The organism is Thermostichus sp. MS-CIW-41, assembly GCF_054058915.1.
The window spans coordinates 1-23313 of the sequence record NZ_JBSSBO010000036.1 but is presented as its reverse complement, the minus strand read 5'-3'; the positions used below and the strand labels follow the sequence as shown (position 1 = coordinate 23313).

Genomic DNA, 23313 nt, shown 5'->3' with positions numbered 1-23313 from the left:
ATCCTGCTGGTACACTACAAGCAAGCCCTATCTAGCCTACTCCAAATCCAGCGCCCGCGATCGCAGAAACTCAAAGAAATACTCCACCAACTGGGGATCCCGCCACCCTCTGGCTGTTTCTTCCCGCAAGATGCTTATGGCCTCTTGAACGGTGAACGCTCGCTTGTAAGGTCGCTCTGAGGTGAGGGCGTCGTAGATGTCGATGATCTGAAAGATGCGGGCCACCAGGGGGATCTCTTCCCCCTTGAGGCCGTCGGGATAACCGCTGCCATCCCAACGCTCGTGGTGGTGGCGGATGAGGGGCAACACCTCTTTCATGGTGCGCAGTGGGCGGCAGATTTGCTCCCCGATCAAGACATGGGATTTCATCACCTCCCACTCTTCCGGCGTATGCTTGCCTGTTTTACCCAAAATGGCATCGGGTATGCCCACTTTGCCGATGTCGTGCAGGTAACCTCCCCACATCAGCACCTTGATCAGGGGACGGGGCAGATGCAAAAACTCGCCGAAGCTCTTGGCCATTTGTGCCAGGCGCTCACAGTGATCCCCGGTGGTGGGATCCCGGCTTTCCACACTGCGGGCAATGGCGAACAGAACCTGAGCAGCATGATCCAAGTCTTCATTGAGGTGCTTTTGGCGAACGAGGGAACGCACCCGCGCCAACAATTCCGACTCGTCAAAGGGCTTGCTCAAGAAATCATCTGCCCCAGCTTCAATACCGCGCACGCGATTTTTGCGATCGCTGGCCGCTGTAACCAATACCACCGGGATCAAGCGTGTCTCATCATTCACTTTGATGCGTCGACAGACCTCGAACCCATCTAACCCCGGCATCATGACATCCAGCAAGATCAGATCCGGCTGGAAGGTTTTCAACATTTGCAGGGCTTGATTGCCGCTTTCGGCCTCGCTGACCCGATAGCCAATGCTCTGCAGCAGATCCCCCAGCAGCAGGCGGCTGTTGGGCTGATCATCGACGATCAAAAGATGACCGATCTCTGTCTCATCCGCCTCATCCGCAGAAGGTGTGACAGGGATCCCAACTGTCACGGGCATCTTGGGCATCTCGAGTTTGGCGAGTTGGGCACAGGAAAAGCTGGTCACTGCAGGATCCCAGTAGCAACACCTCTACGGTAATCCCATCAGAGAAAAAAGAGCATCAGGCTTTACACTGAGCTGCTCCGGGAAAGGGAAGGGTTTTCTGATACATTTACGCTGAACACTGCTGAACATCACTGTTCAACTATGCAGCGATAGCATTCTGTTTGTTTCCAAACAGAATGGCGGTATCCCGCAAAGCTTTGAGTAGAATACCCAAAGCGCAGTTTCCGTGTCGTCTTACTACCAATTTTCTGCTTTGCTTTGGCTACCATGTTGGCAGACTCGAAAGTAAACAGAAAGATCAACTGGTAGTAATCCGTACTGAACATATTATACACTATTTTCAGTATAGTTGAGCTTATTATTGACTAGAGTCATGCTCCCATCAACCCAGGGCTTTGTGAGCAATTGTACAAAGCCTAGATATCCTGGCAGCCTCCTTCTGTTTAGTCTGATACAGATGCTCCGGAGAGTGGATGCCCCAGTCAACTCCCCAGGCTCCTACGTCAGCTTGCCAGTTGAGTGTCGGGCCCGGTATTTGGCCCCCGGAGTACCGGAGAGTGCTGGGTTCTCTATGAATGCAAAATGAATGCAAAGGCCGAGAATTACGGCCCATCAAGAAATTAAGGGGCACAGCAGCAACACTTCTCTGGGAGAGGGGCTGGGGCTGATGGTCTGTTGAGAACGGGCTTGGAGTGGATGCACCTGAACTGGATGGATCCAATCCTAACTTGGGACTCTCGAATCGATTACTTGTTGAGAAAGTCCCCCAGATTGAGGATGGTGTTTTGCTCGCTGACGATGGCTTGGATGTCGTCGGGCAAGTTGCGGACATACTCGAGCTGGATGACGTTCGGGTTGCTGCGCAGCGCTTCCCCTTTGAGGGCGATGGCTTGGGCCTCACCGCTGGCTTTGACAATCATTCGTTGTTTGATGAGTTGAGCCTGCTCTACGCGAAACACTTCTCTTTGCTTCTCTTGCTCGGCAATTTGTTTGGCTTCGATGGCCGACTGAAACTCTTTGGAAAATTCCACATTGCGCAAGAGCAAGCTCTGCAGCACCAGCCCTTCTGGCTGCATTAGGCGAGAGAGCTCAGCGGCAATTTGTTCTTGGATTTCAGCTCGTTGCTCAGAATAAACGCCAATGGCCGAATAGCGGGCGATAACATTGCGCACCACGGCTTGGGAGGCGGGGCGAATAATTTTGTTCAGGTAATCGGGGCCTACATTGCGATGGATTTCGGGAACCCGGTCCGGATCCAGGCGATAGCGCACCGAAACATCCAGATCCACCCGTTGCCCATCGGCAGTGAGAGCGGTGAGGGTATCGTCGGCTTTGACGCTGCGCTCTTCACTTCGGCTGGTCATGTTGTAGGTTTGGGTGCGCACATCGTAAAGGGTGGGGAACTGCAGCACCGGAATCAGCAGATGGATCCCCTCGCGGCGGGGAGTCATTTCCACTCCCGTGAGGCGGTTGAAGATGACGGCTTCGTAGCCGGGTTGGACAACCAGCAGACAACGGGGCAGGAGGGTCAGCAGCGCCAAAAGCAGGCCCAGCAGAGGCAGAAAGCGCGAAGTCTTGCGGTCAAGACTAAATGGTCTAGGGCGTCGCATGCGCATGGGCAAGGGCTCCGGGATCCAAGAGCTTTTTTATCTTAAGGGGTGTGCTGGCTAGCTCAGCACCCAGCGCTGCAGGGCAATGCCCAGCAGCAGGCCAAGGCCGCCGAAGCGTACCACCTGCCAAAAGGTAGCGGGGACAGGATTAAACACCTCTAGCACATAAGCCTGCAGGCGTTGCTCCAGTTGACTGGCTTCAGCTTGGATTTCGGCCCATTGTTCAGGGGAAAGCTGGGCTATGCGCTCCAATTCTCTGAGGTCGGCAAGACGAGCCTGGAGACTCTGGAGTTTTTCCTGCAGAGCCTCGAGAGGATCAAAGGGATCGGGATTGGCCGTCACGGCTGGGCTTTTGTGGGGGGGTAGGCTTGGGGAGAACGGGATCCGGCAAATCCGGTTTGGATCTCGTTGAAGGGTTTGGCTTTGATCACCCCTGGGGGAACGGGATCCAACTTGAAGAGGGCGCGAATAGCGTTTTCCACCTCGGTGATGGGGCGGTTGCCGACGGATTGATAGACGATATTTCCCTCTGGGTCGAAGAGGAGGGTTTGAGGCACTTGTCCGGTGTAGTATTGGCCGCGCTCGTCGCCGGGCAGGAGGGAATCGACGGAATAGGGGATGAAATAGACCCCCAGCCCGTAGCGAACCTGCAGGTTGGCAATGGTGGCGGCGTATTTTTTGCAATCGCTACTGTCATCGATGTAATACACGAGGAGGGCCGGGATCCCTTGCTCTTTCGCCTGCTTCAAGGAAACGCGGGGGGGGATCATGCCGCCATTGGCCCCGTAGAGGGCAAAGATGTTGCCATCGTAACGGTCGTCGTTGAGCAGGGCGCTGGCGGGAGGGGAAAACCAACCTGTCAAAGCGATGAGCAGAGCCACCAGGAAGATACGAAGCAACAGCATGATCTCATCCTCTTCTGAGAAGGGATCCTCGGCGATCCATCTTTAGAAGTAGGGAACACCCTCATTGTGCCATCTGGCGCTGACGCTGCCCCGTTGCCGTTCAACACTGACGCAACCAAGAGCAGCTACAGCCTCAAGCAGCAAAATGAATGCGCAGGTAGTCTTCTTCCATCTTGGCGCGGGCCGGGGTCATGGCCGCTAAAGTCTGGGGCAGAACCAAGTTGCGGCGGTGGTTGCCGATGCGGATGTTCAGCTCATCCCCGGTTTTGGTCAATTCCACCTGCTCTTTCGGGATCCCGGGCAAGTAAAGATCCAGCCGGTACTGGCCGTTGTCGGTTACCACATTCAGGGTTTGCTCGGCATAGAGCACGTCCGCCGGGTTGCGATCCCCCCAGAGGTCTTTTTTCAGGCGGGCTAGGGCGTCCCATCCCACCAACTCCTCGGAGTACAGCGGGATCTCGAAGACCGGCAGGGGGGCAAAGTTTTCGTGGATTTCCTGGCGATATTTCTGTTGGGCTGCCTTCCAGGCGGCAAAGTAGGGATCCACCACTCCATCGGGCAAGATGCGGTTGGCAATCACCAAATCGGTGGCCACCCCGTAAAGGCTGAGGTAGGCGTGGGCCCGCAGCGATTCTTTGATCACCATCTTTTCCGGGTTGGTGACCAGCCGCACGGAGGTGATGCGGTTGTTGGTGAGGATGCGCTCCAGCCGCTCAATCTTCTGATAGAACTCATAAGGAGCATCCAGCACCTGGTCATTCGGCAGCGGGATCCCGGTCAGCCCCTTCACAATCGGCTCGGCAATAGGACGCAGCATTTGCGCCAGCCCCTGCAGGGGTTTGTAGAACCTGCGCATGTACCAGCCCGAAACATCCGGCAGGCTCAAGAGGCGCAGGGCCGTGCCTGTAGGGGCCGAGTCGATGATCAACACATCGAACTTGCCTTCGTCGTAATGGCGATTCACCCGCACTAGGGCAAAGATCTCATCCATCCCTGGCAAAATCGCCAGCTCCTGTGCCTGCACCCCATCTAGCCCTCGCGCCTGCAACACCTGGGTAATGTAGGTTTTGACGGATCCCCAATTCAGCTCCAGTTCGTTGAGGGCGTCCAGCTCCGCCCCCCAAAGGTTAGGTTTGACCTCGACCGGCTCATGGCCCAAGGGCTGATCGAAGCTATCGGCCAAAGAGTGGGCCGGATCTGTGCTCAGCACCAAAGTTTTCAGGCCAATCTCGGCACAACGCCAGCCGGTCGCCGCCGCCATCGAGGTTTTGCCGACTCCACCCTTGCCGGTCATGAGGATGATGCGTTGCATGAGAGTGCCATTTACATTCTTTTACATCCCTAGCCTAACCGATTTGCTGTGCTCTTCGAGAGGCAGCCAAGGGGCTGAGGTGCAGCCAGCGGGTAAACTATTCATTTGATTACCAAATGATTGCCAAAAAGCTGATGGCAATCATGGCCAAGAAGTCAAGCCTGTTGCAGGCATGTGGGAGGTATGTGATGATCTGTCGCTGGCGGAGTGTGTTGCTGGTTGCCATCCTGACATTGGGGCTGTGGCTGGGATCCCTTTCTGTGCAAGCGGCTGCTGGCCTGCCCCGAGAGCTGCAACAACTGGAGCAACAGGTAGAGCGGCTGCAAAGCCTGGTGGAGGCGGAGGACTGGTTGGAGATCCGCTTCTACATCCACGGGCCGATGGGACTCACTCGTAAGACCTTGACCGGCCTGGCGGCTACCCTGCCAGATAAACAAAAGCGGGAAGTGCTGCGCCTGGCTAAGGAGATGGGCCGCAGCTTAGAACAACTAGACTTTGCCGCCAAAGCCTATGACCAACCCGAGGTGGAGGCAGCCCAGGCCAAGGTGAGAAAGACCTTGCAGGCGCTGGAGGCTGTGTTTTCCTAGTGAGGATCCCTTCTCTCTTTGGCGACTTTGGCGATATGGTGGTTTCAAGTTAGGGTGAGACGCCTAGGCCACTGATCGCGCCAGCGGGACGGAGTCCTTGAAAAGCCTTCTGGCCCTGCGCATTCAAGGTTTTGGGTGCAGATGCAGGGCCCTAGTTTGAATCGAAAACGCAGTCATTTCAATTAGTGTAGTCATTTTTTAAACAGGTAATGAAACATTTCTGTCGCATTGGTCTCTAACTCCCTTCTCCCTCTGGGAGAGGAGCTGGGGGTGGTCGCGGCAGCGGCGCGGAGCGTTTGGGGAGTGTCTCAATCTAGTTTGAAATGACTGTAATTTACAAACAGGCTGTAACGGCTGCTACTTACAGCGGATGTTGCATCAGCCAGAAGCCGGCGAAAGACTGGGCCCTGAGATCGGTTTGAATGGCAAGAAAGTGGAGCCCCTGGGCCTGCTGCTGGCGCTGGGCAAAGACTTCTGCCTCTGTTCGCAGTGTTTCATCTCTCAATTGTGCAAACAGATAACAATCGTTGAGGCCCGCCTCGAGCAGTAGCCGTCCGTCTGCCACACTCAAGTAGGCGGGTTCCATACCGCTCATCCAGGCTGCCATCGGCAAAGCCCGCTGCGAGGTAATCACCAAGCCGGGAATGAGGGTGCTCCGCACCACTGGTGCCAATGTGTCGGGCGTCAAAGTGTCCCAGGCAACCGGAAAAAGCTCGCCAAATTCTATCGGCCAGGCGTCGGCTTCCCGCAGATCCTCAGCTCGCAAGGTCACGAAGGCCCAGCGTTCTCCCTGCAACTTGTCCGGCAGACGGATGGGATCCGGCGGATCCGGATCCACAGGAGGTTCGGGGCTGTAGGTAAACTGAGTCTCTTGAGGGTAAACCTGCTCTGCCCGTTCTCGCATCCAAGCTTTGAGGGTGTAAACGCGACGACTGGGCAGCATCGGGATCCCAACCGCATCGCAGGCCCGTTGCAGGATGGAACTCATGCGGGCTCGAAACACACGAATGGCCGAGGGAGGCTGGGGAGCCGCTTCGAGGTAGCTCCGCAACTGTCGTGCCACCCAGGTGCTATTCACCTCTTGGTTACTGCAATACTGCGCTTGGCGAAACCGGCCGGTGGGATCGCATACTAACAGCTCCCAAACCCTTCGGTTCTGCTCATCCCGCAGGGGGACGGCGTTGAAATCCATCTGCCAGATAGGGCCGCGCGCAGGGCCAGAACGCAGGGGTTGAGTGGCCAAAGGTTCCTCCTGTTTGCACTACATGCCACTTGAGCGGGCCGGGGATCGTTCGCGCGAGCGGTGGGAAGCACTGTCCCCGACCAAGGCCAATTCCCGCTCCCCGAAAATGGCGGAAGCGTTGCGGTAGTACTTAAACTCCAGCAGGTTATGGAAGGGATCCTGCAAAAAGAAGGTGCCATGCTCCAAGGGGGTGCCAACAAAGCGCCAGCGCGGCTCTTGATAAAAGGGCAAGGCCCGCGCCAAGGCACGGTCGGCCAGCGCCTGCCAATCCCCTTGGGTAGGGAAGATCAGGCCAAAATGACGAGGGTAGATGCCCCGCTGGGGCGTCAGCTCTTCGTGGGTGAGGTGGGCCACCAGTTGATGGCCGTACAGGTTAAAAATAACGGCAGCAGAGGTTTCTCGACCGATCTCACAGCCCAAGCCATCGCCGTAGTAGGCCTTGGCCAAGGCAATATCGGCAACTGGAAAGGCCAGATGAAAGCGGATGGGTTCCATAACGTCGCTCCTAAAAAGCCACCAAAAGTGCCCCACCAGCCAACATCAGAGCCAGCACCCCGAGCTGTGGGGCTTTTCCCCGGCTAATGGGATCCCCGCTCTTTTCAAGGTAGGCGATCTTAGAGCTGCTGCAAGGTGGGATCCCTTCCCGAGCCCGAGATAGACTATACGCCTTTGCGCAGGAGTGCCAGCTGCTCGGATGCTATAACACTAGCTGGGGTGTTACCCCCGTGGCCCAGTCTGCAACAGACAACTCGGTGTGTTGAGAGCGTTGAAGAAAGGAAAGGGCAATCTTGGCTATGACCAGCATCTGGATTGAGCAGCGCCGCCGCGAGGATGAATCTCGCAACTTTTTTTGGATGGTGGCGCTGTCGCTGCTGCTGCACGTGCTGGTGCTGCTGGGATTGCTCCACTTGGGGCGGCTTTGGCTCACTCGCGAGCCAGAACAAGAAGCCATTGAGTTTATCCTTCTGGATCCAGAAGATCTGCAGCCCCCAGAGGAAGCAGATCTGGTTTCAGAAGTTGATTCCCGCGATGGGGGTGAGCGGGTAGAAGTCCCTCCGTCTCAAGGCAGTCCACCTCAATCTCAGGCCGCCCCTCCCCAGGAGGCCCCTCCGCCGCCGCCGCCAAGACCCCAACCGCCGCCACCCCAGCAGCCTGCCCCTGTTCCACCACCACCTGCCCCGGCTGCAGTTGCCCTGGCAACCCCAACTCCAACCCCTCCACCCAAGCCCACGCCTACCCCAACCCCCGCTCCCCCTCAGCCCACCGCGACCCCGACTGCGGCACCGCCCCCTCCCACGCCTGTCCCCAGACCTACTCCGACCCAAACTCCACCGCCTGTGGCGGCTGCTCCCTCCCCAAGGCCCACTCCCCCGCCAACTGCGGAGCCCTTGCCCATACAGCCAAGCGAGCGGGTTTCGGATCCCAGCCAATTGGCTCCCGTTCCGCCCGCTCCGCAACCGGTGACAGAGGTTCTTCCCGCCCAGCGGCCCTCTGACTCTTCCCAGTTGGGGCCTCCGGTCAGTGCCTCTGCTCCCAGCAATGGAGCCGGGATCCAGGGCAGTGGAGCTAGTGGATTGGCCAACCCCACCCAATCGGCTCCCAATCCCCCCAGTGTGGCAGCGCGGGCCGATGTGGATTGGGGCCCCTGGCTGGCCGCTTTGCAGCGGAAAGTGGAGCAAAATTGGATCCCTGGGCAGACCGGTACCTCGCGCCGCACAGTGGTGATCTTTACGGTGGGTCGAGCTGGCGATCTGCAGAGCATTCGCCTGGGGCGCACGTCCGGCAGCCAACAAACAGACGATGCAGCGCTGACAGCTATCCAGAGGGCAGCTCCCTTCCTGCCGCTGCCTGAGGCTTACGAGGGCAACTCGGTGACGATTAATTTCACCTTTGATATCAACGTGCTGGGCCAGTTGACTGTAGGGGGATCCGCCAAGTAAACTACCCGACCCTGACTGCTTCGCGGTACAGAGTAGGCTTTTAGTAGCCCTGCAGTTAGTAAACTAACCACGGACCTTTGGGATGGTTTACGACACCCCCAATCGACCGTTACCAGTGCCTTAAACAACCGTTTCTGGTGTCCGCAGTATTACTATTATATCACAAGGCAAGTGAAGTTGTGTATTCCTCCCGATACTGACTTAATCTGCGCTGGTGCTGCTTTAACCTCCTTTCGCTGCGTCTGAGAAACTTTGGACACTCTACAGAGTTGCCGTTCTGGTCGGTGTAGAAAGCCTTCCAGCCCAAGTCAATGCCAATAACATTGCCTGTGTATTCTCCCTGCTCCTTGCGCTCCACATCCAAGCAGAACTGGGCATAGTACCCATCTGCCCTGCGTATCACCCGCACCCGATTGATTTTGGAGTTTAGCTAGCTCGCCGGGAAGCCCCGCACTCTCTGCAACAGTAGGAGGGTCGGGATGAAAAGCGGATATATTCTGTACTATAATCAACATGGTTGTACAAAACGGCGTTGCCGGAATCTGGTGCAACTACGCGGTGGGACATCCCGTGTCTGCGCGTGGAGGGTTCTTGCAGTAGCTCCCCGATGAAGCGCGAAGCCCACGCTGTACCTGTAGGGTCAGTGATGGGAGTATGTCACGATATGGTGTCTTGCCTCACCATTGCAGTACAAGGCAAATGTTCCTGCGTTGAAGCCGTCGGTGAACGTGATGGACATGCCGTCAGGAGACAGCTTCCAGCCGGACAGCTTGTACTCGACCGACCGACAGTTCTTCTTGAACTGCGGATAGCCTTTCCTTGGCTCTTTGTTCTTGCAACGGCGGTAGAAGTTGGAGAGGGCAGACCAAGCTCTTTCGGCACTAGCTTGACGGGCGGCAGAGTTGAGCTGGCGGGCGAAGGGGAACTCTTTGGCCAAGTCCTTGCAGAGGGAATACAGAACCGCTTTGGTCGCGCCCCGGTTATCCATCCAGTACCGTAGACACTTGTTTTGCACAAACTGCGCAGTGCGAATGGCTTCATCCAGAGCTTGGTACTGCTCTGCTGTGCCGTTGAGCAGCTTGGCTTCTCTGACCAACATATTGCTATTTTAAAGTGCTACGCACCGCTACCGCGAACAGCGTTCCTGAAGGGATAAAACGGTCTGCGCCTTACATCCCTGCCCTCAAGAGCAGGGCTTTACGGCGTTTTTTCGGTAAAACCGCAGGGATCCCTACAGGTTGCCAACGCAGCTTAGGGTGTGGAGAAGACCCAGGGTACCAGCTCCCACCGTCGTCGATGGACAGGATCCCCAAAATGCGCGACGGTGAGTTTATTCTGGTCGTTACGCTGGACGCCAAAGGGATCCCTGATGAGTTCAACCCCGCTGCAGCGCACCCCCTTGTTCCCCCTTCATCAAGCTTTGGGGGCGCGATTTGTCTCTTTTGCCGGCTGGGAAATGCCGCTGCAGTATCGGGGAGTGATAGCAGAACATCGGGCAGTGCGGGAGAGGGTGGGGACATTCGACATTTCCCACATGGGCAAGTTCACCCTCTGGGGGCCGGAGCTGGGATCCCACCTCAGCCGTCTGGTTCCCAGCGATCTGAGCGCCGTTCCTGTGGGATCCGGTCGCTACACCGTCCTGCTCAATCCACTGGGGGGCATTTTGGATGATGTCATCTTCTACCGGCATCCACCGGAGGGTGAGCTGGAGCACTGGAGCGTGATCGTCAATGCAGCTACCCGGCAGAAGGATTGGGATTGGCTCAACCACCACTTCCAAGGGATCCCCGGAGTCAACCTTCAGGATCACTCCGACACTCGGGTCTTGTTGGCGGTGCAGGGGCCGGCAGCCGAACAGGTTCTCCAGCCCTTTTTGGAGGGATCCCTGAAGGCTTTGCGCCGGTTTCAGCACGGTCAGTTTGCCGGAGCGGCGGGAGCCTTGGGAGAGTCTATCTTCGTGGCCCGCACCGGCTACACCGGAGAAGATGGCTTTGAAGTCATGCTCAGCCCCGAAGATGGCATCCGCCTTTGGGAGCAACTGATTCAGGCCGGCGTACAACCCTGTGGGCTGGGCTGCCGCGATACCCTGCGCCTGGAGGCTGCCTTCCATCTTTACGGGCAGGACATGGACGAGAGCACCACTCCCTTAGAAGCCGGCTTGGGCTGGTTGGTGAACAACCCAGGGGACTACATCGGCAAGCCCGCCATCGAAAGCCAACGGCAGCAAGGGATCCCTCGCCACCTGGTGGGGTTTCGCATGCTGCATCCGGCCATCCCCCGCAGCGGCTATGCCATCTACGCTCCCAACTCCCCTGAGCCGATCGGACGGGTAACCAGCGGCACCCATTCTCCCAGTTTGGGCTACGGCATCGGCTTGGGCTATGTCGCTCCGGCTTGGGCCAAGGTGGGATCCCGGCTGGAAATTGAAATTCGGGGGCAGCGCCAGCCTGCCGAAGTGGTGAAAAAACCTTTCTACAGTGCTGCGCACCGCTGACGCAAACGGTTACAGGTTCCCGTTAACCCAGGGTTTGGCAGCTTTGGGCGTGGAGTATTCCTGTTGCAGCCGCCGCAATTTCCGCAAGGCCCGCCGCTCAATTTGTCGGACTCGCTCTCGCGAAAGGCCGATGTGCTCCCCAATTTCCCGCAGCGTTAGGCCCCTCGATCCATCCAGCCCATAGCGAGCCACGATCACCTGTCGTTCTCGTTCACTCAGTTGGCCCACCAGCGCGCGGACTTCCTCTCGACGGGCAAGCTGGGTTAGGTGTTCAACAGGGTCGTTGTCTTCATCTGGGATGAAGTGCTGCAGCTCGGTGCCGTCTTCATCCCCTACCCCCACATTCAAGGAACGCATCTCTGCCATGTGGCGGGTGATCAGCTCCCGGTAGTTATCGCCAATATCCAGAGAATCAAAAACTTCTTCCGCTTGGGGACGGGATCCCCTTTCGGCAGATAACTCGCGGTAGCGCCGCTTCACCTGGGAGACCTTTTCGTACATGTGGGCCGGCAGACGGATCATCCGCCCCTTGTTTTGGATGCCCCGGTTCACGCTTTGCCGGATCCACCAAGTGGCATAGGTGGAGAACTTGTAGCCACGGGTGGGATCGAACTTTTCCACGGCGCGGGTGAGGCCGATGGTGCCTTCCTGAATCAGATCCAGAAACGGCAAGCCTCGATTGCGATAGCGCTTGGCAATCGACACCACCAAGCGGAGGTTACACTCCACCATTCGTTTCTTGGCTGCTTCCCCCTGCCGCAGGATCTGCTGCAGCTCTGCTAAAGGGATCCCCAGCCGCTGGCTCCAACCTTCCACCGACTCGTGGGGCTGCCGTTGCTCCAAGAGCGTCACCATCCGCTGCACCTGGTGAGCCAGGCGGAGCTCTTCTTCAGCGGTGAGCAACGAGTAGCGGCCAATCGTCTTTAAGAAACGCCCCACCGCATCTTGCAAGTCAAGACTTTCTGACATATCAAACCCCACACCATAAATTCATGTCCTGTCAGAATCTCTACTTCTCCTGTTGTTGCATCAAGCCGTCTTCCTGTGTGTGAAGCTGACCTTTCTGCAAACAGCACCTTATTCATACCAGCACAAAAGACTTTTCGTAAAGGCTTTGACTCTAAAAACTTGAGCCAGAATCGAGTGCTTGACTCACTAAATTTATTGAGTCTAGCTCACTAGACTCTATTAGGAGCGTCTAGCTGCCCATTTTGTTGATTAAAAACTCTACTAAAAGGGTGGCCGAGAAATTAACCATTTCATAAGCCTGGATTTAAGGCTTAGGAAAGTTACGAAAGATTGTTCTAAACAATCAACAAGTTTTTGATGCCAAATCAGATTGCTCATAAGCTAAGAAAGCAAATTTTTTTCACTCATTTTGTTAGAACTAGAAATGGATATTTCTGTTTGCAGAACTATCGGAAGGGCTTGCTCGGCAGGGAATAGAAAGGTTCATCAGCAGGTTTTTGGAATGCCTTGAGGTGAATTTGGCACGTCATCGCCGACAACCTCAGCCGGAAACAGATGAGGACGGATCCCTGTGGGACGGGTTTTTGCTTCTGCCTCTAAACCTAGTGGAAGTTATCGCCAATACTCGACTTTGGACACTAGATGCAGATCTAAGATTTCTGTATCACCGAACACGCTAGGCGCGGATGCCTCAGCCTTGGTGCTCCGTACCGCTATCGCGAATGCCGCAGCGCGCGCCTACATAAGAAGGCAGGTCAGGCCAGCCCAGCGACCCTCCAGGCCCAGGTGTGTTGCACTCCTGCGGGAGAAAGGGGGAGCTGCGTTCCGCTCGCTCGACCCACCGCAGGATGGTTTACATTTCTTCCACCACCCCAAGGGCGCTTTATAGTGAGGATCCGGTCTCCATCGGTCAAAGGATTGGAAGGGCCATGTCTCACTTCACCACCCTGCAAGTGCAAATCAAAGACGCCGATCTCCTGGAAGAGACCCTGAAGGAATTGGGCTACGCCGTGCAGCGGGATACCAGCCTGCGGGGCTATCTCTGGAACCGCACCCGTGCCGACTTGGTGATCCGTCAGAAAAATGGCTTCGACATCGGGTTTCGCCGCAACGGGGATCACTACGAGCTGGTGGCCGATCTGTGGGGGGCGGGCATCGATCCCAAGACCTTCCTGGAGCCGATTTTGCAGCGCTACGCCCACAAAAGTTTGCTGCGCTCAGCCCGTGAGCAGGGCTATACCATCGAGGCCGAAGAAGTGCTGGAGGATGGCACCATCCGCGTGGTGGTGGGGCGTTGGCTATAAGCCAGGTTCATCGGGATCTGCCCATGGTAGGTAAGCCTCAGCCGGCTGTCAGAACTGGCCAGGGATCCCGGCCCCAACCTTGGGATCTGGTGTTGGGGGGGCAAACGGCAACCGGGAGCGCCCCGGCCCATGCCTTGGTGTTGGGAGGTATCGAGGGGGCGCGGAGACGACTCACCCACAGCGATGAAGCCGTGCGCTTGGCCACCCTGCCCCAGTTGCTGCAGTACGGGTCGGCGGGCCTGGCCGAACTCATTGAAGCCCTCGCCGGCAATAGCTCTTGGGCAGTCCGCTTGGCAGCTTGGCGGCTGTTGTCTCAGCTTGGCCAGCCGGAGGCAGAACGGGCCTGTCGCACCTACAGCCCTTTTCGCCCGGTGGGGGGAGCGCAAGGGGTGATCGTGGCCTATCGGCGTGGGGAGCGGAACTTTGCCTACGCCGACCTGGAGGGAGCCGACCTTCAAGAAGCACGGCTGGGGGGGATCAACCTGTGGGAGGCCAACCTGAGGCGGGCCAACTTGCGCTTTTGCAACTTCAACGGCGCCCGGCTGCGGCAAACGGATTTGCGCCAAGCGGATTTGCAAGGGGCCAAGCTGAGCGGAGCCGACTTACAGGGAGCCGACCTGCGGGGATCCGACCTCAGAGGGGCCAAGGTCAGCGGCACCAGCCTGCGGGGATCCCAGCTTTCGGAAGAGACCCACCTAGAAGAACGGGTGCGCCACATCTGGCAGTTGCAGAACTGGGGGGGACAGGGACAGGATTTCTCCGGCCAAGACCTGAGCAAAGCCGATCTGCGGGAACTGGTGCTCTGTCAGATCCGGCTGAGGGGAGCGGATCTGAACCGGGCGGATCTGCGTGGATCCAACCTAGAGGGAGCAGATTTGGGGGGAGCCAACCTACAGCGAGCGGACTTGCGGGGGGCCAAGCTGTCCAATGCCGACCTGGAAGGGGCCAATCTCAGCGGCGCCGAGCTGCGCCAGGCCCAGTTGCAGGGGGCTAACCTGCGGCGGGCCGATGTCAGCGGGGCCAACCTAACCCAAGCCAACCTGGAAGGAGCTCAGATCGAAGGGTTAAAGCACAGCGGATCCCGGATTGCCGGCCTGATCTTTCCCGACGGCACCCCGATCAAGCCCTGGTGGTGGTAACAGGTGCCTACCGCTCACCCAATGAGCCAAATCCAAAGGAATCCCAAGATCCCCCGGCAATTGGGCAAACCCGGATCACCATAGGAGTAGAGATATCTATGGGGTACAGCTATGGTTCTGGCAGAACAGCTCTCGACAAAACCGCTCACCGCCGACGAGCTGCGCAAAATGGATGCCTACTGGCGGGCCGCCAACTATCTGTCGGTCGGGCAAATCTATTTGATGGACAACCCGCTGCTGCGAGAACCCCTAAAACTGGAACATGTGAAGCCACGCCTGCTGGGGCACTGGGGCACCACACCCGGGTTGAACTTCATCTACGTGCATCTCAACCGCATCATCAAACGGGAAAACCTCAACATCCTCTACATCACCGGCCCCGGCCACGGTGGCCCTGCTCTGGTGGCCAACACCTACTTGGAAGGCACCTACAGCGAGGTGTATCCCAACATCGGCCAAGACGCCGAAGGCATGCGCAAGCTCTTCAAGCAATTCTCCTTCCCCGGCGGCGTGCCCAGCCACGTGGCTCCGGAAACCCCTGGCTCCATCCACGAGGGGGGAGAACTGGGCTATGCCCTGGCCCATGCCTTTGGGGCTGCCTTTGATAACCCCGATCTGCTGGTGGCCTGTGTGGTGGGGGATGGAGAGGCGGAAACTGGGCCCTTGGCCGCTTCCTGGCATTCCAACAAGTTCCTCAACCCCATCCACGACGGAGCAGTGCTGCCGATTCTGCACCTGAACGGCTACAAGATCGCCAATCCCACCGTTTTGGCCCGCCTCAGCCGTGACGAGCTGCAAAATCTGTTTGTGGGCTACGGCTACAAACCCTACTTCGTAGAAGGCTGCGAGCCGGCAGAGATGCACCAGTTGATGGCCGCCACTTTGGACACGGTGATCCACGAGATCCAAGAAATCCAGCAGCATGCCCGCAGCAAAGGGGATCCCACTCGTCCCCAGTGGCCGATGATCATCCTGCGCACCCCCAAAGGCTGGACCGGCCCCAAAGAGGTGGACGGCAAAAAGGTGGAAGATTTCTGGCGCTCCCACCAAGTGCCTCTGGCGGATCTGGCCAAAAAACCGGAGCACCTCAAGGCTCTGGAGGACTGGATGCGCAGCTACAAGCCGGAAGAACTCTTCGATGAAAATGGCCGTCTGCTGCCGGAGCTGCAAGAGCTGGCCCCCAAAGGGGAAAAACGCATGGGGGCTTTGCCCCACGCCAACGGCGGCCTGCTGACGCGGGAGCTGAAAATGCCGGATTTCCGTCGCTACGCCGTGCCTGTCCCCCGCCCCGGCACCACCGAAGCCGAAGCCACCCGAGTTCTGGGGCAATTTCTGCGGGATGTGATGAAGCTCAACCCCCACAACTTCCGCCTCTTTGGCCCCGATGAAACCGCTTCCAACCGCTTGGATGCTGTGTTTGAGGCCAGCGACCGCACCTGGGTAGCTCCCATCTACGATTGCGACGAGCACCTCTCCCCAGATGGACGGGTGATGGAGATCCTCAGCGAGCACGTCTGTCAGGGCTGGCTAGAAGGCTACCTGTTGACCGGGCGACACGGGTTCTTCTCCTGTTACGAAGCCTTCATCCACCTGGTGGACTCCATGTTCAACCAACACGCCAAATGGTTGAAAACCACCCGGCACATTCCTTGGCGGCGGCCCATTCCTTCCCTCAACTACCTGCTGACTTCCCATGTGTGGCGGCAGGATCACAACGGCTTCAGCCACCAGGATCCCGGCTTTTTGGATCACGTGGTCAACAAAAAGGCCGAAATCATCCGCGTCTACCTGCCCCCGGATACCAATACTTTGCTCTCGGTGGCCGACCACTGTCTGCGCAGTCGCCACTACGTGAACGTGATCGTGGCAGGCAAACAGCCGGCCCTGCAGTACCTGGACATGGATGCGGCCATCAAACACTGCACCCAGGGCTTGGGCATCTGGGAATGGGCCAGCAATGATCAGGGTTCAGAGCCGGATGTGGTGATGGCCTGCTGTGGCGATGTGCCGACGATGGAAACCCTGGCGGCGGTGGACTTCCTACGGCAGCACCTGCCGGACATCAAGATCCGGGTGGTGAACGTGGTGAACCTAATGAAGCTGCAGCCGCCCAGCGAACACCCCCACGGCATTAGCGACAAGGAGTTTGTCAGTATCTTCACCCCCGACAAGCCCATCGTGTTTGCCTTCCACGGCTATCCCTGGCTGATTCACCGCCTCACCTACCGCCGCCCCAACCACCACAACTTGCACGTGCGCGGCTACAAGGAGGAAGGCACCACCACCACCCCCTTCGACATGTGCGTTCTCAACCAGGTGGATCGCTTTAACTTGGCCAACGACGTCTTGGAGCGGGTGGATCGCTTCAAGTACCGGCGGGATCACGTCCAGCAGCTTATCCGGGACAAGCTGGTGGAGCACAAACACTACATCCGCGAGCATGGAGAAGATCTGCCGGAGGTGCGCAACTGGAAGTGGCCCTATTGAAGGGATCCCCACTCAACTAACTTTCGCCTCTGAGCTCTGGCAGGATAGAGTTTTCTTGGGCTCTGCCTGCCGGAGTTTTCTGAAGTCTAGAGGTTGAGGGTGTGAGGGGTTCAGAAAGGGTGGATGCGGATACACTTCCCGATCTGGAGGTGGAAGAAACGGAGTGGGGCGGGATGGCGCTCTCGCTGGGGCTGGGTTTGGCCCTCTCGACCCTTGTGATCGGGATCCGCCCCCAGGTGGTCGTTCCTTTTGGATTGAGCGCGTTGGGTTCGGCCCTGCTGGGATCCCTGCTCATCCCCGGGTTGCGGCGCTGGAAGGCGGGGCAAGTGATCCGCCAGGAGGGGCCCCAATCCCACCAGAAAAAAGCAGGCACACCCACCATGGGCGGGATCAGCTTTTTGCCCGTGGGGCTACTGGTGGCCGGGATCTGGAAAGGCCTACGGCCCGCTTACGCGAGCGGCTGGGATCCCCATTGGCTGGCCGTCGCGCTGCTCACGCTGGCCTACAGCTTTGTCGGCTGGCTGGACGATTGGCTGGTGATCCGACAGCAATCCAACAAGGGGTTGTCTCCCCAACACAAGCTGTTGCTCCAGGTGGGAGTTGCCCTTGGGTTTTGTGTCTACCTGGCCTGGCAGGGGATCCCGACCAGTCTGACCTTGCCGGGGATAGGCACCCTCTCTCTGGGCTGGCTGTTCTGGCCCTTGGCCCTGTTTGTGTTGGTGGGCACCAATAATGCCGTAAACCTCACCGATGGTATGGACGGCTTGGCGGCAGGGGTGGTGGCCATCCTGCTGATTGGGCTGGGGCTCCTTCACAGGGATCCAGAGCTATCGGTGTTGGCCTTCACCCTGAGCGGTGCCTGCTTGGGGTTCCTGGTTCACAACCACCACCGGGCGCGGCTGTTCATGGGCGATACCGGATCCCTGGGGTTGGGGGGCGCTCTGGCCGGGTTGGCGCTGCTGGGGGATCAGCTCTGGGCCTTGGCCCTGATGGGGGGAGTGCTGGTGGCAGAGGCGCTGTCGGTGATGCTGCAGGTGGGCTACTTCCAATACACCAAACGCAAAACCGGCACAGGCAGACGGCTGTTGCGCATGTCGCCCTTGCACCACCATCTGGAGCTGGGGGGCTGGTCGGAGGTGCAGGTGGTGGGATCCCTCTATGGGATAACGGCGCTGCTGGTGGGGCTGGGCTGGGCCTGGTGGCACTGGACCGGAATGTGAGTTCGAGCTGGGGATCCACCGGGATTCCAATGGGGGCCTGACCTCAAACGGGTTGTTCGGCGTGGGAAATGGCCACCGGCAGATCGGCCCCCACCCGCTAAGTCCCGGGATCCCTTCTGTTGTGAGGAAAACGCAAAGATTACTGACCGATGTTTGTTCCCTGTCAAATTTCCAACTGAATCTTTTACATTCACCGTTGCAGATCGGGGATCGCTGTAACGTATGGATATGAACTTAAGTTAACATTGCCTTCCCCTGTAACCCAGTTGGAGGCCTCTAAAAGGAGTGTAATCTCATGATGCCGAGTGGCTCCAAAAATTCCGATAGGCCAGCGGCACAGTCAGGGCACAGCGATTTGGTCTCCGACCCGCCGATGCAAGCGGCTCCTTCTCCGGCAGGTGCTGCTGAGCTTTCCTCTGCGCGGCCGTACGTGGTGTTGCACGGCCATTTCTATCAGCCGCCCCGAGAGGATCCCTGCCTCAACCGCATTCAGCGACAGCCGAGCGCCAGCCCCTTTCACGACTGGAACGAGCGCATTTGGGCGGAATGTTACCGCCCCAACGCCTTTGCCCGCGTTCTGGACGACCAAGGACGGGTGGTGCGCATTGTCAACAACTATGAATTCTTGAGCTTTAACTTCGGCCCCACTCTCCTCTCTTGGCTAGAGGAGCATGACATTGAAGTTTACCAACGCATTTTGGCCGGCGACCGCCTCAGCGCTGAGCGGCTGGAGGGTCATGGCAATGCCATCGCCCAAGTCTACAACCACGTCATCCTGCCCCTGGCCAACGAGCGAGACAAGTACACCCAGATCCGCTGGGGAATTGCCGATTTTCAACACCGCTTTGGGCGCCATCCCCAGGGCATGTGGCTGGCCGAAACCGCCATTGATGCAGCAACGGTCACGGCCTTGGTCGAATGTGGGATCCGCTTCGTCATTTTGGCCCCCAGCCAAGCGCAGCGCATTCGCCCCTTGGGACAAACGGAGTGGATCGACGTTAGCCAAGGCCAGATCGATCCCCGCCGGCCCTACCGCTGCTTTACCCCCGACCGGGAGGGGTACTTGGATATTTTCTTTTTCGATGGCCCCATTTCCCGTGACTTGGGCTTTGGGGATATCGTTTACAGTACTTATTCGCTGGCGGAGCGGATCCGTTCCGCTCTGCGCTCGGACAAAGAGGGGGAAGCCTATCTGGTCAACTGTGCCACCGATGGCGAGACTTTTGGCCACCACAAGCGGGGTGTAGAACGCACGCTGGCCTATGCCTTTTGCGAGGAATTTCCCCGCCGGGGCTGGCAGGTGGGCAACTACAGCCATTTTCTCAGCCAACATCCCCCCACTTGGGAGGTGCAACTGAAACCGGTCACCGCCTGGAGCTGCGCCCACGGGGTAGGACGGTGGTCGCGAGACTGTGGCTGCGGAGCGGTGGGGGGATGGCACCAACGCTGGCGGCAACCGCTGCGGGAGGCCCTCAACTGGCTGCGGGATCAGCTGGCCGAGATCTACGAGACAGAAGCCAGAGCCTACCTGCGGGATCCCTGGCTGGCGCGGGATCGTTACATCGAGGTGATTTTGGATCGGGAGCGCTGTGATGCCTTTTTGCAGGAGCACCAAAGCCACCGCCTCACCGCCGAAGATCGGGTGCAAGTGCTGCGCCTGTTGGAGATGCAGCGCTACAGCCAGTTGATGTTCACCAGTTGTGGCTGGTTTTTCGAGGAGCTATCCCGTCCTGAAGGGGTGCAGATCCTGCGTTACGCGGCACGGGCTATCCAGTTGGCAGCAGCAGTGGCGGATGTCAACCTAGAAGAGGAGTTTTTGCAGCGCCTGAGCAAGGCCCCCAGCAACCTCGACCTCTACAGAGACGGCAAGGGGGTCTATTGCGCCTTGGTGCGCCCCAGCTTGATCAGCCCGCAACGGCTGGTGGCTCAGCACGCCATGTTTTCCCTGTTTAACGGGATCCCCCGTTCCCAAGGATATGTGCTGGATCAAGTGGATCAAGAGCGCCTGACGATAGGCGGGTCGACACTGGCCATCGGGCGGGTGAAGCTCACTTTTCCCACCACCCGCGAAGAGCACGACCTGATCTACGCCATGCTCCATCTCGGCGGCTGGGACTTTCAATGTGGCGTCAAGCCGTTTGCTGGGCGGCGCATCTACGAGCAGATAAAAGCGCGGCTGCTGGCCGGATCCCACAGTCGGATCCAGATGATCCTGACCCTGCAAGACCTATTTGGGCCGGAAACCTTCGACTTGAACGCCCTCGACGACGAAGATCGGCAGCAGATGATGCGCTGGCTCACTCAAGATACCCTAGACCGCCTGGCCCAGCTCTACCGCCAAACCTACCTGGACAATTACGGGGTCTTGATGGCCTTTCGGGCCGACGGCCTGCCGATCCCGGAAGAGTTGTTGGCTGCCGCTCAGATCACCCTCAACCAACGCCTGTTGACCAGTTTGCGGGCGATGGAAATGGAAGAGGGCAAGCGGGATCACCTGCTGGAATTGCGGGCAATTGTGCGCGAGGCCGAGCAGTTGGGGTGTCAGTTGCGGCGGGAAGAGGCAGCCCGGGTTCTGGATCGGCTCCTACAGCGGGGGATGTGGCACCTTGCCCACGCTTTTGAGCCGGAGACCTTCGGCGAACAGCTCTACAACCTGGAAGAATGGCTGCAATTGGCTGCAGACCTGCGCCTGCCCATCAACTTGGATCGCCTGCAAGAGCTCTATCTGACAGCGCTGGAGCGTCAAATTGGCCCGCGTTGCCCAGCTTGGCCCCAAGAAGACTGCCGAGACATTTCTGCCGAAAACCTGCACCGCCTCTTACAGGTTGGGCAGCGAATTCGGGTCAACGTCAATGCCTGGCTGCGTCACCTACACCCCCAAAATTAAACCCCCAAGATTAAGTTGAGAGCTCAGTGAACTTTAAAGCCATCGGGATGACAGGATTCGAACCTGCGACCCCTTCGTCCCGAACGAAGTGCGCTACCAAGCTGCGCTACATCCCGACTGACGGGCCCCTTTAACCGCCCGCCGAAGCTCAACAAGTATAGCACGCCGGCTACGGACAATGAGGACAAGGGATCCCCGGCAGAGAAGGGGATCCAATCTGCGCTAAGCTGCAAAAAATCCCCCCTCTCGTCAGCCCAAGTATGAATCCGTCTAAGGGTTTCCGCAAATCCAAGCCTGAGAAAAAACCGGCCAGCTCCAACACTGCCAAGCGCAAGGAAGCCGCCAAACGGTACGACGAGCTGAAAGCCAAGGGGATGCCGGAGTTCAACATCTTTGCCCGCCGTCGCCAGCCCGCGCCTGGCCAGCCCAACCCTTGGCTGCCGGTGGGATCCCTAGCAGTGGGGCGTTCCAGCGCCATTCACCAGGCCATTTTCCAAAATGAGGAAGAACTCAAAAAAGCAGCCGTCAGGCTGTTCCCCCGTCTTGGCAAAGTGAAAGACGAGCTGGAGTTTGGGTTTCGCCTCAAGGACAAGGACTTCCAAGACGAGCCGATCCAGGTGGCGATCCGTCCCCAGCCTTCACCCCTTCAAGTCTGGATGGCCAAAATCCGAGGTTGGTTGGGCCTCTCCGGCAAAGGAACCTCCAAAAAAGCTTAGACCGCCGCAAAGGCCCTGGGCAGCCAGCCCAAAATCAGAGGGTTGACCACCTCTGGGCGCTCGTCGTGGGGGCAATGGCCTGTATTGGGAATGGGCAAGAACTGGTAGTCGATCCCTTTCACGTGGTTTTGAAAGCCGCGACCCCGTTGAATGGGCGTCCAGGGATCCCCCTCTCCCCAGAGCACCAACAGCGGGCAGCGCACCTGAGGCAATAGGGCTTCAGGAGTTGGGCCAGGGGGAGCGGTGAGAATCGAGGCAAACACCTGCTGAGCGCCCACATCACAGGAAGGGGCATAGAGAATCTCCACCAGCTCATCCGTAATGGCGGCGGGGTTGCGGTACACCTGCTCCAGAGTTGCGCGAATACGCTGCCGCTGCCGCACCCGATCAAACAAAAATGGCCCCGTCACCGGAGAGGCCACCAGAGCGGTGAAAACACCCATGAAAAGGCGGAAAATCGGGCTGAGCTCATGGGAGCGATGGTTCAGTCCCCCGGCGCAGTTGAGCAGCACCGCCCCTGCTGTTAACTGGGGATGCCGGGCAGCCATCATCAAGCTGAGCAAGGCACCAATGGAATTGCCGATAAACACAGCAGGCTGCTGAATGTGCTGCTGCCAAAAATCCACCAGCAACTCCGCCCAGAGATCCAAGGTGTAGGGGAGAGCAGGCTTGGCCGAGCCGCCAAACCCCAGCAAATCCAGGGCATAGACCCGGTATCCTGCCGCAGCCAGCACGGGGATGTTGTGCCGCCAATGGCCGATGGAAGCCCCAAATCCATGCACCAAGACCAGCGGGGATCCGGATCCCTGCACCACATAGCGAATGGCATGTCCGCGCCAGCTCCAGACTTGGGGAGCAAAAGGAGCAATGGCATCAACTGTAGAACCGGCAGAAGAAGCAGTCAGCACAGCCTGAAAACAGACCCAGTTAAAGATGTAGGTAGAAACTCAGAGCCATCCCTGTTCATCATAGCTTCGGAATGCCTTTGTCTCCCGTCTCTACTGCCCTGCCTGCTGCTGCAGTTGCGGGTTCAGGTGCCGCCGAGGTGGGGTTGGGCCGGTCAACATGGGACGAAAGCATGCTGGACTTCTTGGGATCCCCGCCCTTGGCTGGATGGCATAGCACCCGGGGATCAGCTAGAAATCGCAGGAGCCCCGCACTGTACCCGTAGGGTCAGTGTCGGGAGGAATGCGCTTTGATGAAGTACAATGAACTTATGAGCCAAATCCTGACCATATCCTGCAAGCTCAAGGTGTCCCCGTCGCAAGCCGCTAAATTGGACGTGACGATGGATGCCTTTATGCAGGCACTGAACTGGGTCAACCAGAACACGCCGGAGAAGATCGTCAATGCGGTCAAACTGCAATCCCTTTGCTACTACGAGATTCGCGCCCGA

The 23313-nt window shown here is 58.2% G+C and carries 18 protein-coding genes, 1 tRNA gene and 3 pseudogenes; 10 read left to right on the top strand and 12 right to left on the bottom strand.

Annotated features, from left to right (window positions below; genetic code table 11):
* Positions 1-36 precede the first annotated feature (36 nt).
* The 5 genes from ACVWXE_RS10640 to ACVWXE_RS10620 all read right to left on the bottom strand — a co-directional run bounded on the left by ACVWXE_RS10640 (position 37) and on the right by ACVWXE_RS10620 (position 4931).
* Positions 37-1056 (bottom strand): HD domain-containing phosphohydrolase, encoded by a 1020-nt coding sequence (locus ACVWXE_RS10640; protein ID WP_457490282.1) that lies wholly within the window; start codon positions 1054-1056, stop codon positions 37-39.
* 794 nt (positions 1057-1850) lie between these two features.
* Positions 1851-2720: a prohibitin family protein gene (locus ACVWXE_RS10635; protein ID WP_148202707.1), complete on the bottom strand. Its 870-nt coding sequence runs from the start codon at positions 2718-2720 to the stop codon at positions 1851-1853.
* Positions 2721-2771: 51 nt separating this feature from the next.
* A complete protein-coding gene (locus ACVWXE_RS10630) occupies positions 2772-3056 on the bottom strand; it encodes a hypothetical protein (protein ID WP_041436379.1) in 285 nt (94 codons plus the stop codon).
* Positions 3053-3619, bottom strand: a complete 567-nt coding sequence (locus ACVWXE_RS10625; protein ID WP_457384390.1) for a thylakoid membrane photosystem I accumulation factor — start codon at positions 3617-3619, stop codon at positions 3053-3055. The genes ACVWXE_RS10630 and ACVWXE_RS10625 overlap by 4 nt, the downstream gene beginning before the upstream one ends.
* Positions 3620-3752: 133 nt before the next feature.
* Positions 3753-4931 carry a TRC40/GET3/ArsA family transport-energizing ATPase gene (locus tag ACVWXE_RS10620; RefSeq protein WP_414332153.1) on the bottom strand — a complete coding sequence of 393 codons (1179 nt, stop codon included), beginning with the start codon at positions 4929-4931 and terminating at the stop codon, positions 3753-3755.
* A 143-nt stretch (positions 4932-5074) separates the two neighbouring features.
* Here ACVWXE_RS10620 and psbQ point away from each other — a divergent pair, with 143 nt between their 5' ends.
* Positions 5075-5518, top strand: a complete 444-nt coding sequence (gene psbQ / locus ACVWXE_RS10615; RefSeq protein WP_457490281.1) for a photosystem II protein PsbQ — start codon at positions 5075-5077, stop codon at positions 5516-5518.
* A gap of 361 nt (positions 5519-5879) precedes the next feature.
* Here psbQ and ACVWXE_RS10610 read toward each other — a convergent pair whose 3' ends face one another.
* On the bottom strand, positions 5880-6761 hold the full coding sequence (locus tag ACVWXE_RS10610; protein ID WP_011432767.1) for a Tab2/Atab2 family RNA-binding protein: 882 nt from the start codon (positions 6759-6761) through the stop codon (positions 5880-5882).
* Positions 6762-6779: 18 nt separating this feature from the next.
* Positions 6780-7256, bottom strand: a complete 477-nt coding sequence (locus ACVWXE_RS10605) for a VOC family protein (protein ID WP_414382198.1) — start codon at positions 7254-7256, stop codon at positions 6780-6782.
* Between the two features lie 299 nt (positions 7257-7555).
* Between ACVWXE_RS10605 and ACVWXE_RS10600 the strand changes: the two genes are divergently transcribed.
* The gene (locus tag ACVWXE_RS10600) at positions 7556-8701 is read left to right on the top strand and encodes an energy transducer TonB (RefSeq protein ID WP_457490280.1); all 1146 of its coding nucleotides are present in this window, start codon (positions 7556-7558) and stop codon (positions 8699-8701) included.
* 196 nt (positions 8702-8897) lie between these two features.
* Here ACVWXE_RS10600 and ACVWXE_RS10595 read toward each other — a convergent pair.
* Together ACVWXE_RS10595 and ACVWXE_RS10590 are read right to left on the bottom strand one after the other, a co-directional pair.
* A pseudogene (locus ACVWXE_RS10595) lies at positions 8898-9128 on the bottom strand (transposase); the annotation flags it as partial.
* Positions 9129-9359: 231 nt separating this feature from the next.
* Positions 9360-9800, bottom strand: a pseudogene (locus tag ACVWXE_RS10590) (RNA-guided endonuclease TnpB family protein); the annotation flags it as partial.
* A gap of 270 nt (positions 9801-10070) precedes the next feature.
* Here ACVWXE_RS10590 and gcvT point away from each other — a divergent pair.
* Complete coding sequence (gene gcvT / locus ACVWXE_RS10585; protein WP_457490279.1) at positions 10071-11195, top strand: glycine cleavage system aminomethyltransferase GcvT; 1125 nt, start codon at positions 10071-10073, stop codon at positions 11193-11195.
* Positions 11196-11204: 9 nt separating this feature from the next.
* Here the strand turns inward: gcvT and ACVWXE_RS10580 are convergent, their stop codons facing one another.
* Positions 11205-12164, bottom strand: coding sequence for a sigma-70 family RNA polymerase sigma factor (locus tag ACVWXE_RS10580; protein ID WP_011432772.1), 960 nt, complete (start codon positions 12162-12164; stop codon positions 11205-11207).
* 929 nt (positions 12165-13093) lie between these two features.
* Here ACVWXE_RS10580 and ACVWXE_RS10575 point away from each other — a divergent pair.
* The 5 genes from ACVWXE_RS10575 (at position 13094) to ACVWXE_RS10555 (ending at position 21201) form a co-directional block, all read left to right on the top strand.
* Positions 13094-13468: a DUF1257 domain-containing protein gene (locus tag ACVWXE_RS10575; protein ID WP_414418179.1), complete on the top strand. Its 375-nt coding sequence runs from the start codon at positions 13094-13096 to the stop codon at positions 13466-13468.
* Between the two features lie 23 nt (positions 13469-13491).
* On the top strand, positions 13492-14607 hold the full coding sequence (locus ACVWXE_RS10570) for a pentapeptide repeat-containing protein (RefSeq protein WP_457490278.1): 1116 nt from the start codon (positions 13492-13494) through the stop codon (positions 14605-14607).
* A 111-nt stretch (positions 14608-14718) separates the two neighbouring features.
* Entirely contained in the window at positions 14719-17094 is a 2376-nt protein-coding gene (locus tag ACVWXE_RS10565; RefSeq protein ID WP_457490277.1) for a phosphoketolase family protein, read from the top strand.
* Between the two features lie 173 nt (positions 17095-17267).
* Positions 17268-18314: a phospho-N-acetylmuramoyl-pentapeptide-transferase gene (mraY, locus tag ACVWXE_RS10560; RefSeq protein ID WP_457490285.1), complete on the top strand. Its 1047-nt coding sequence runs from the start codon at positions 17268-17270 to the stop codon at positions 18312-18314.
* Between the two features lie 295 nt (positions 18315-18609).
* Positions 18610-21201, top strand: a complete 2592-nt coding sequence (locus tag ACVWXE_RS10555) for a DUF3536 domain-containing protein (protein WP_457403395.1) — start codon at positions 18610-18612, stop codon at positions 21199-21201.
* Between the two features lie 42 nt (positions 21202-21243).
* Here the strand turns inward: ACVWXE_RS10555 and ACVWXE_RS10550 are convergent.
* A tRNA-Pro gene (locus ACVWXE_RS10550) sits at positions 21244-21317 on the bottom strand.
* A gap of 144 nt (positions 21318-21461) precedes the next feature.
* Between ACVWXE_RS10550 and ACVWXE_RS10545 the strand changes: the two genes are divergently transcribed.
* Positions 21462-21917: an HHL1-like protein gene (locus ACVWXE_RS10545; RefSeq protein WP_457490276.1), complete on the top strand. Its 456-nt coding sequence runs from the start codon at positions 21462-21464 to the stop codon at positions 21915-21917.
* On the opposite strand, the gene ACVWXE_RS10540 is transcribed toward ACVWXE_RS10545, so the two are convergent.
* Entirely contained in the window at positions 21914-22825 is a 912-nt protein-coding gene (locus tag ACVWXE_RS10540; protein WP_457490275.1) for an alpha/beta fold hydrolase, read from the bottom strand. The two genes, ACVWXE_RS10545 and ACVWXE_RS10540, sit on opposite strands and share 4 nt — an antisense overlap.
* Positions 22826-23133: 308 nt before the next feature.
* Here ACVWXE_RS10540 and ACVWXE_RS10535 point away from each other — a divergent pair.
* Positions 23134-23313 (top strand): annotated as a pseudogene (locus ACVWXE_RS10535) (RNA-guided endonuclease TnpB family protein); the annotation flags it as partial.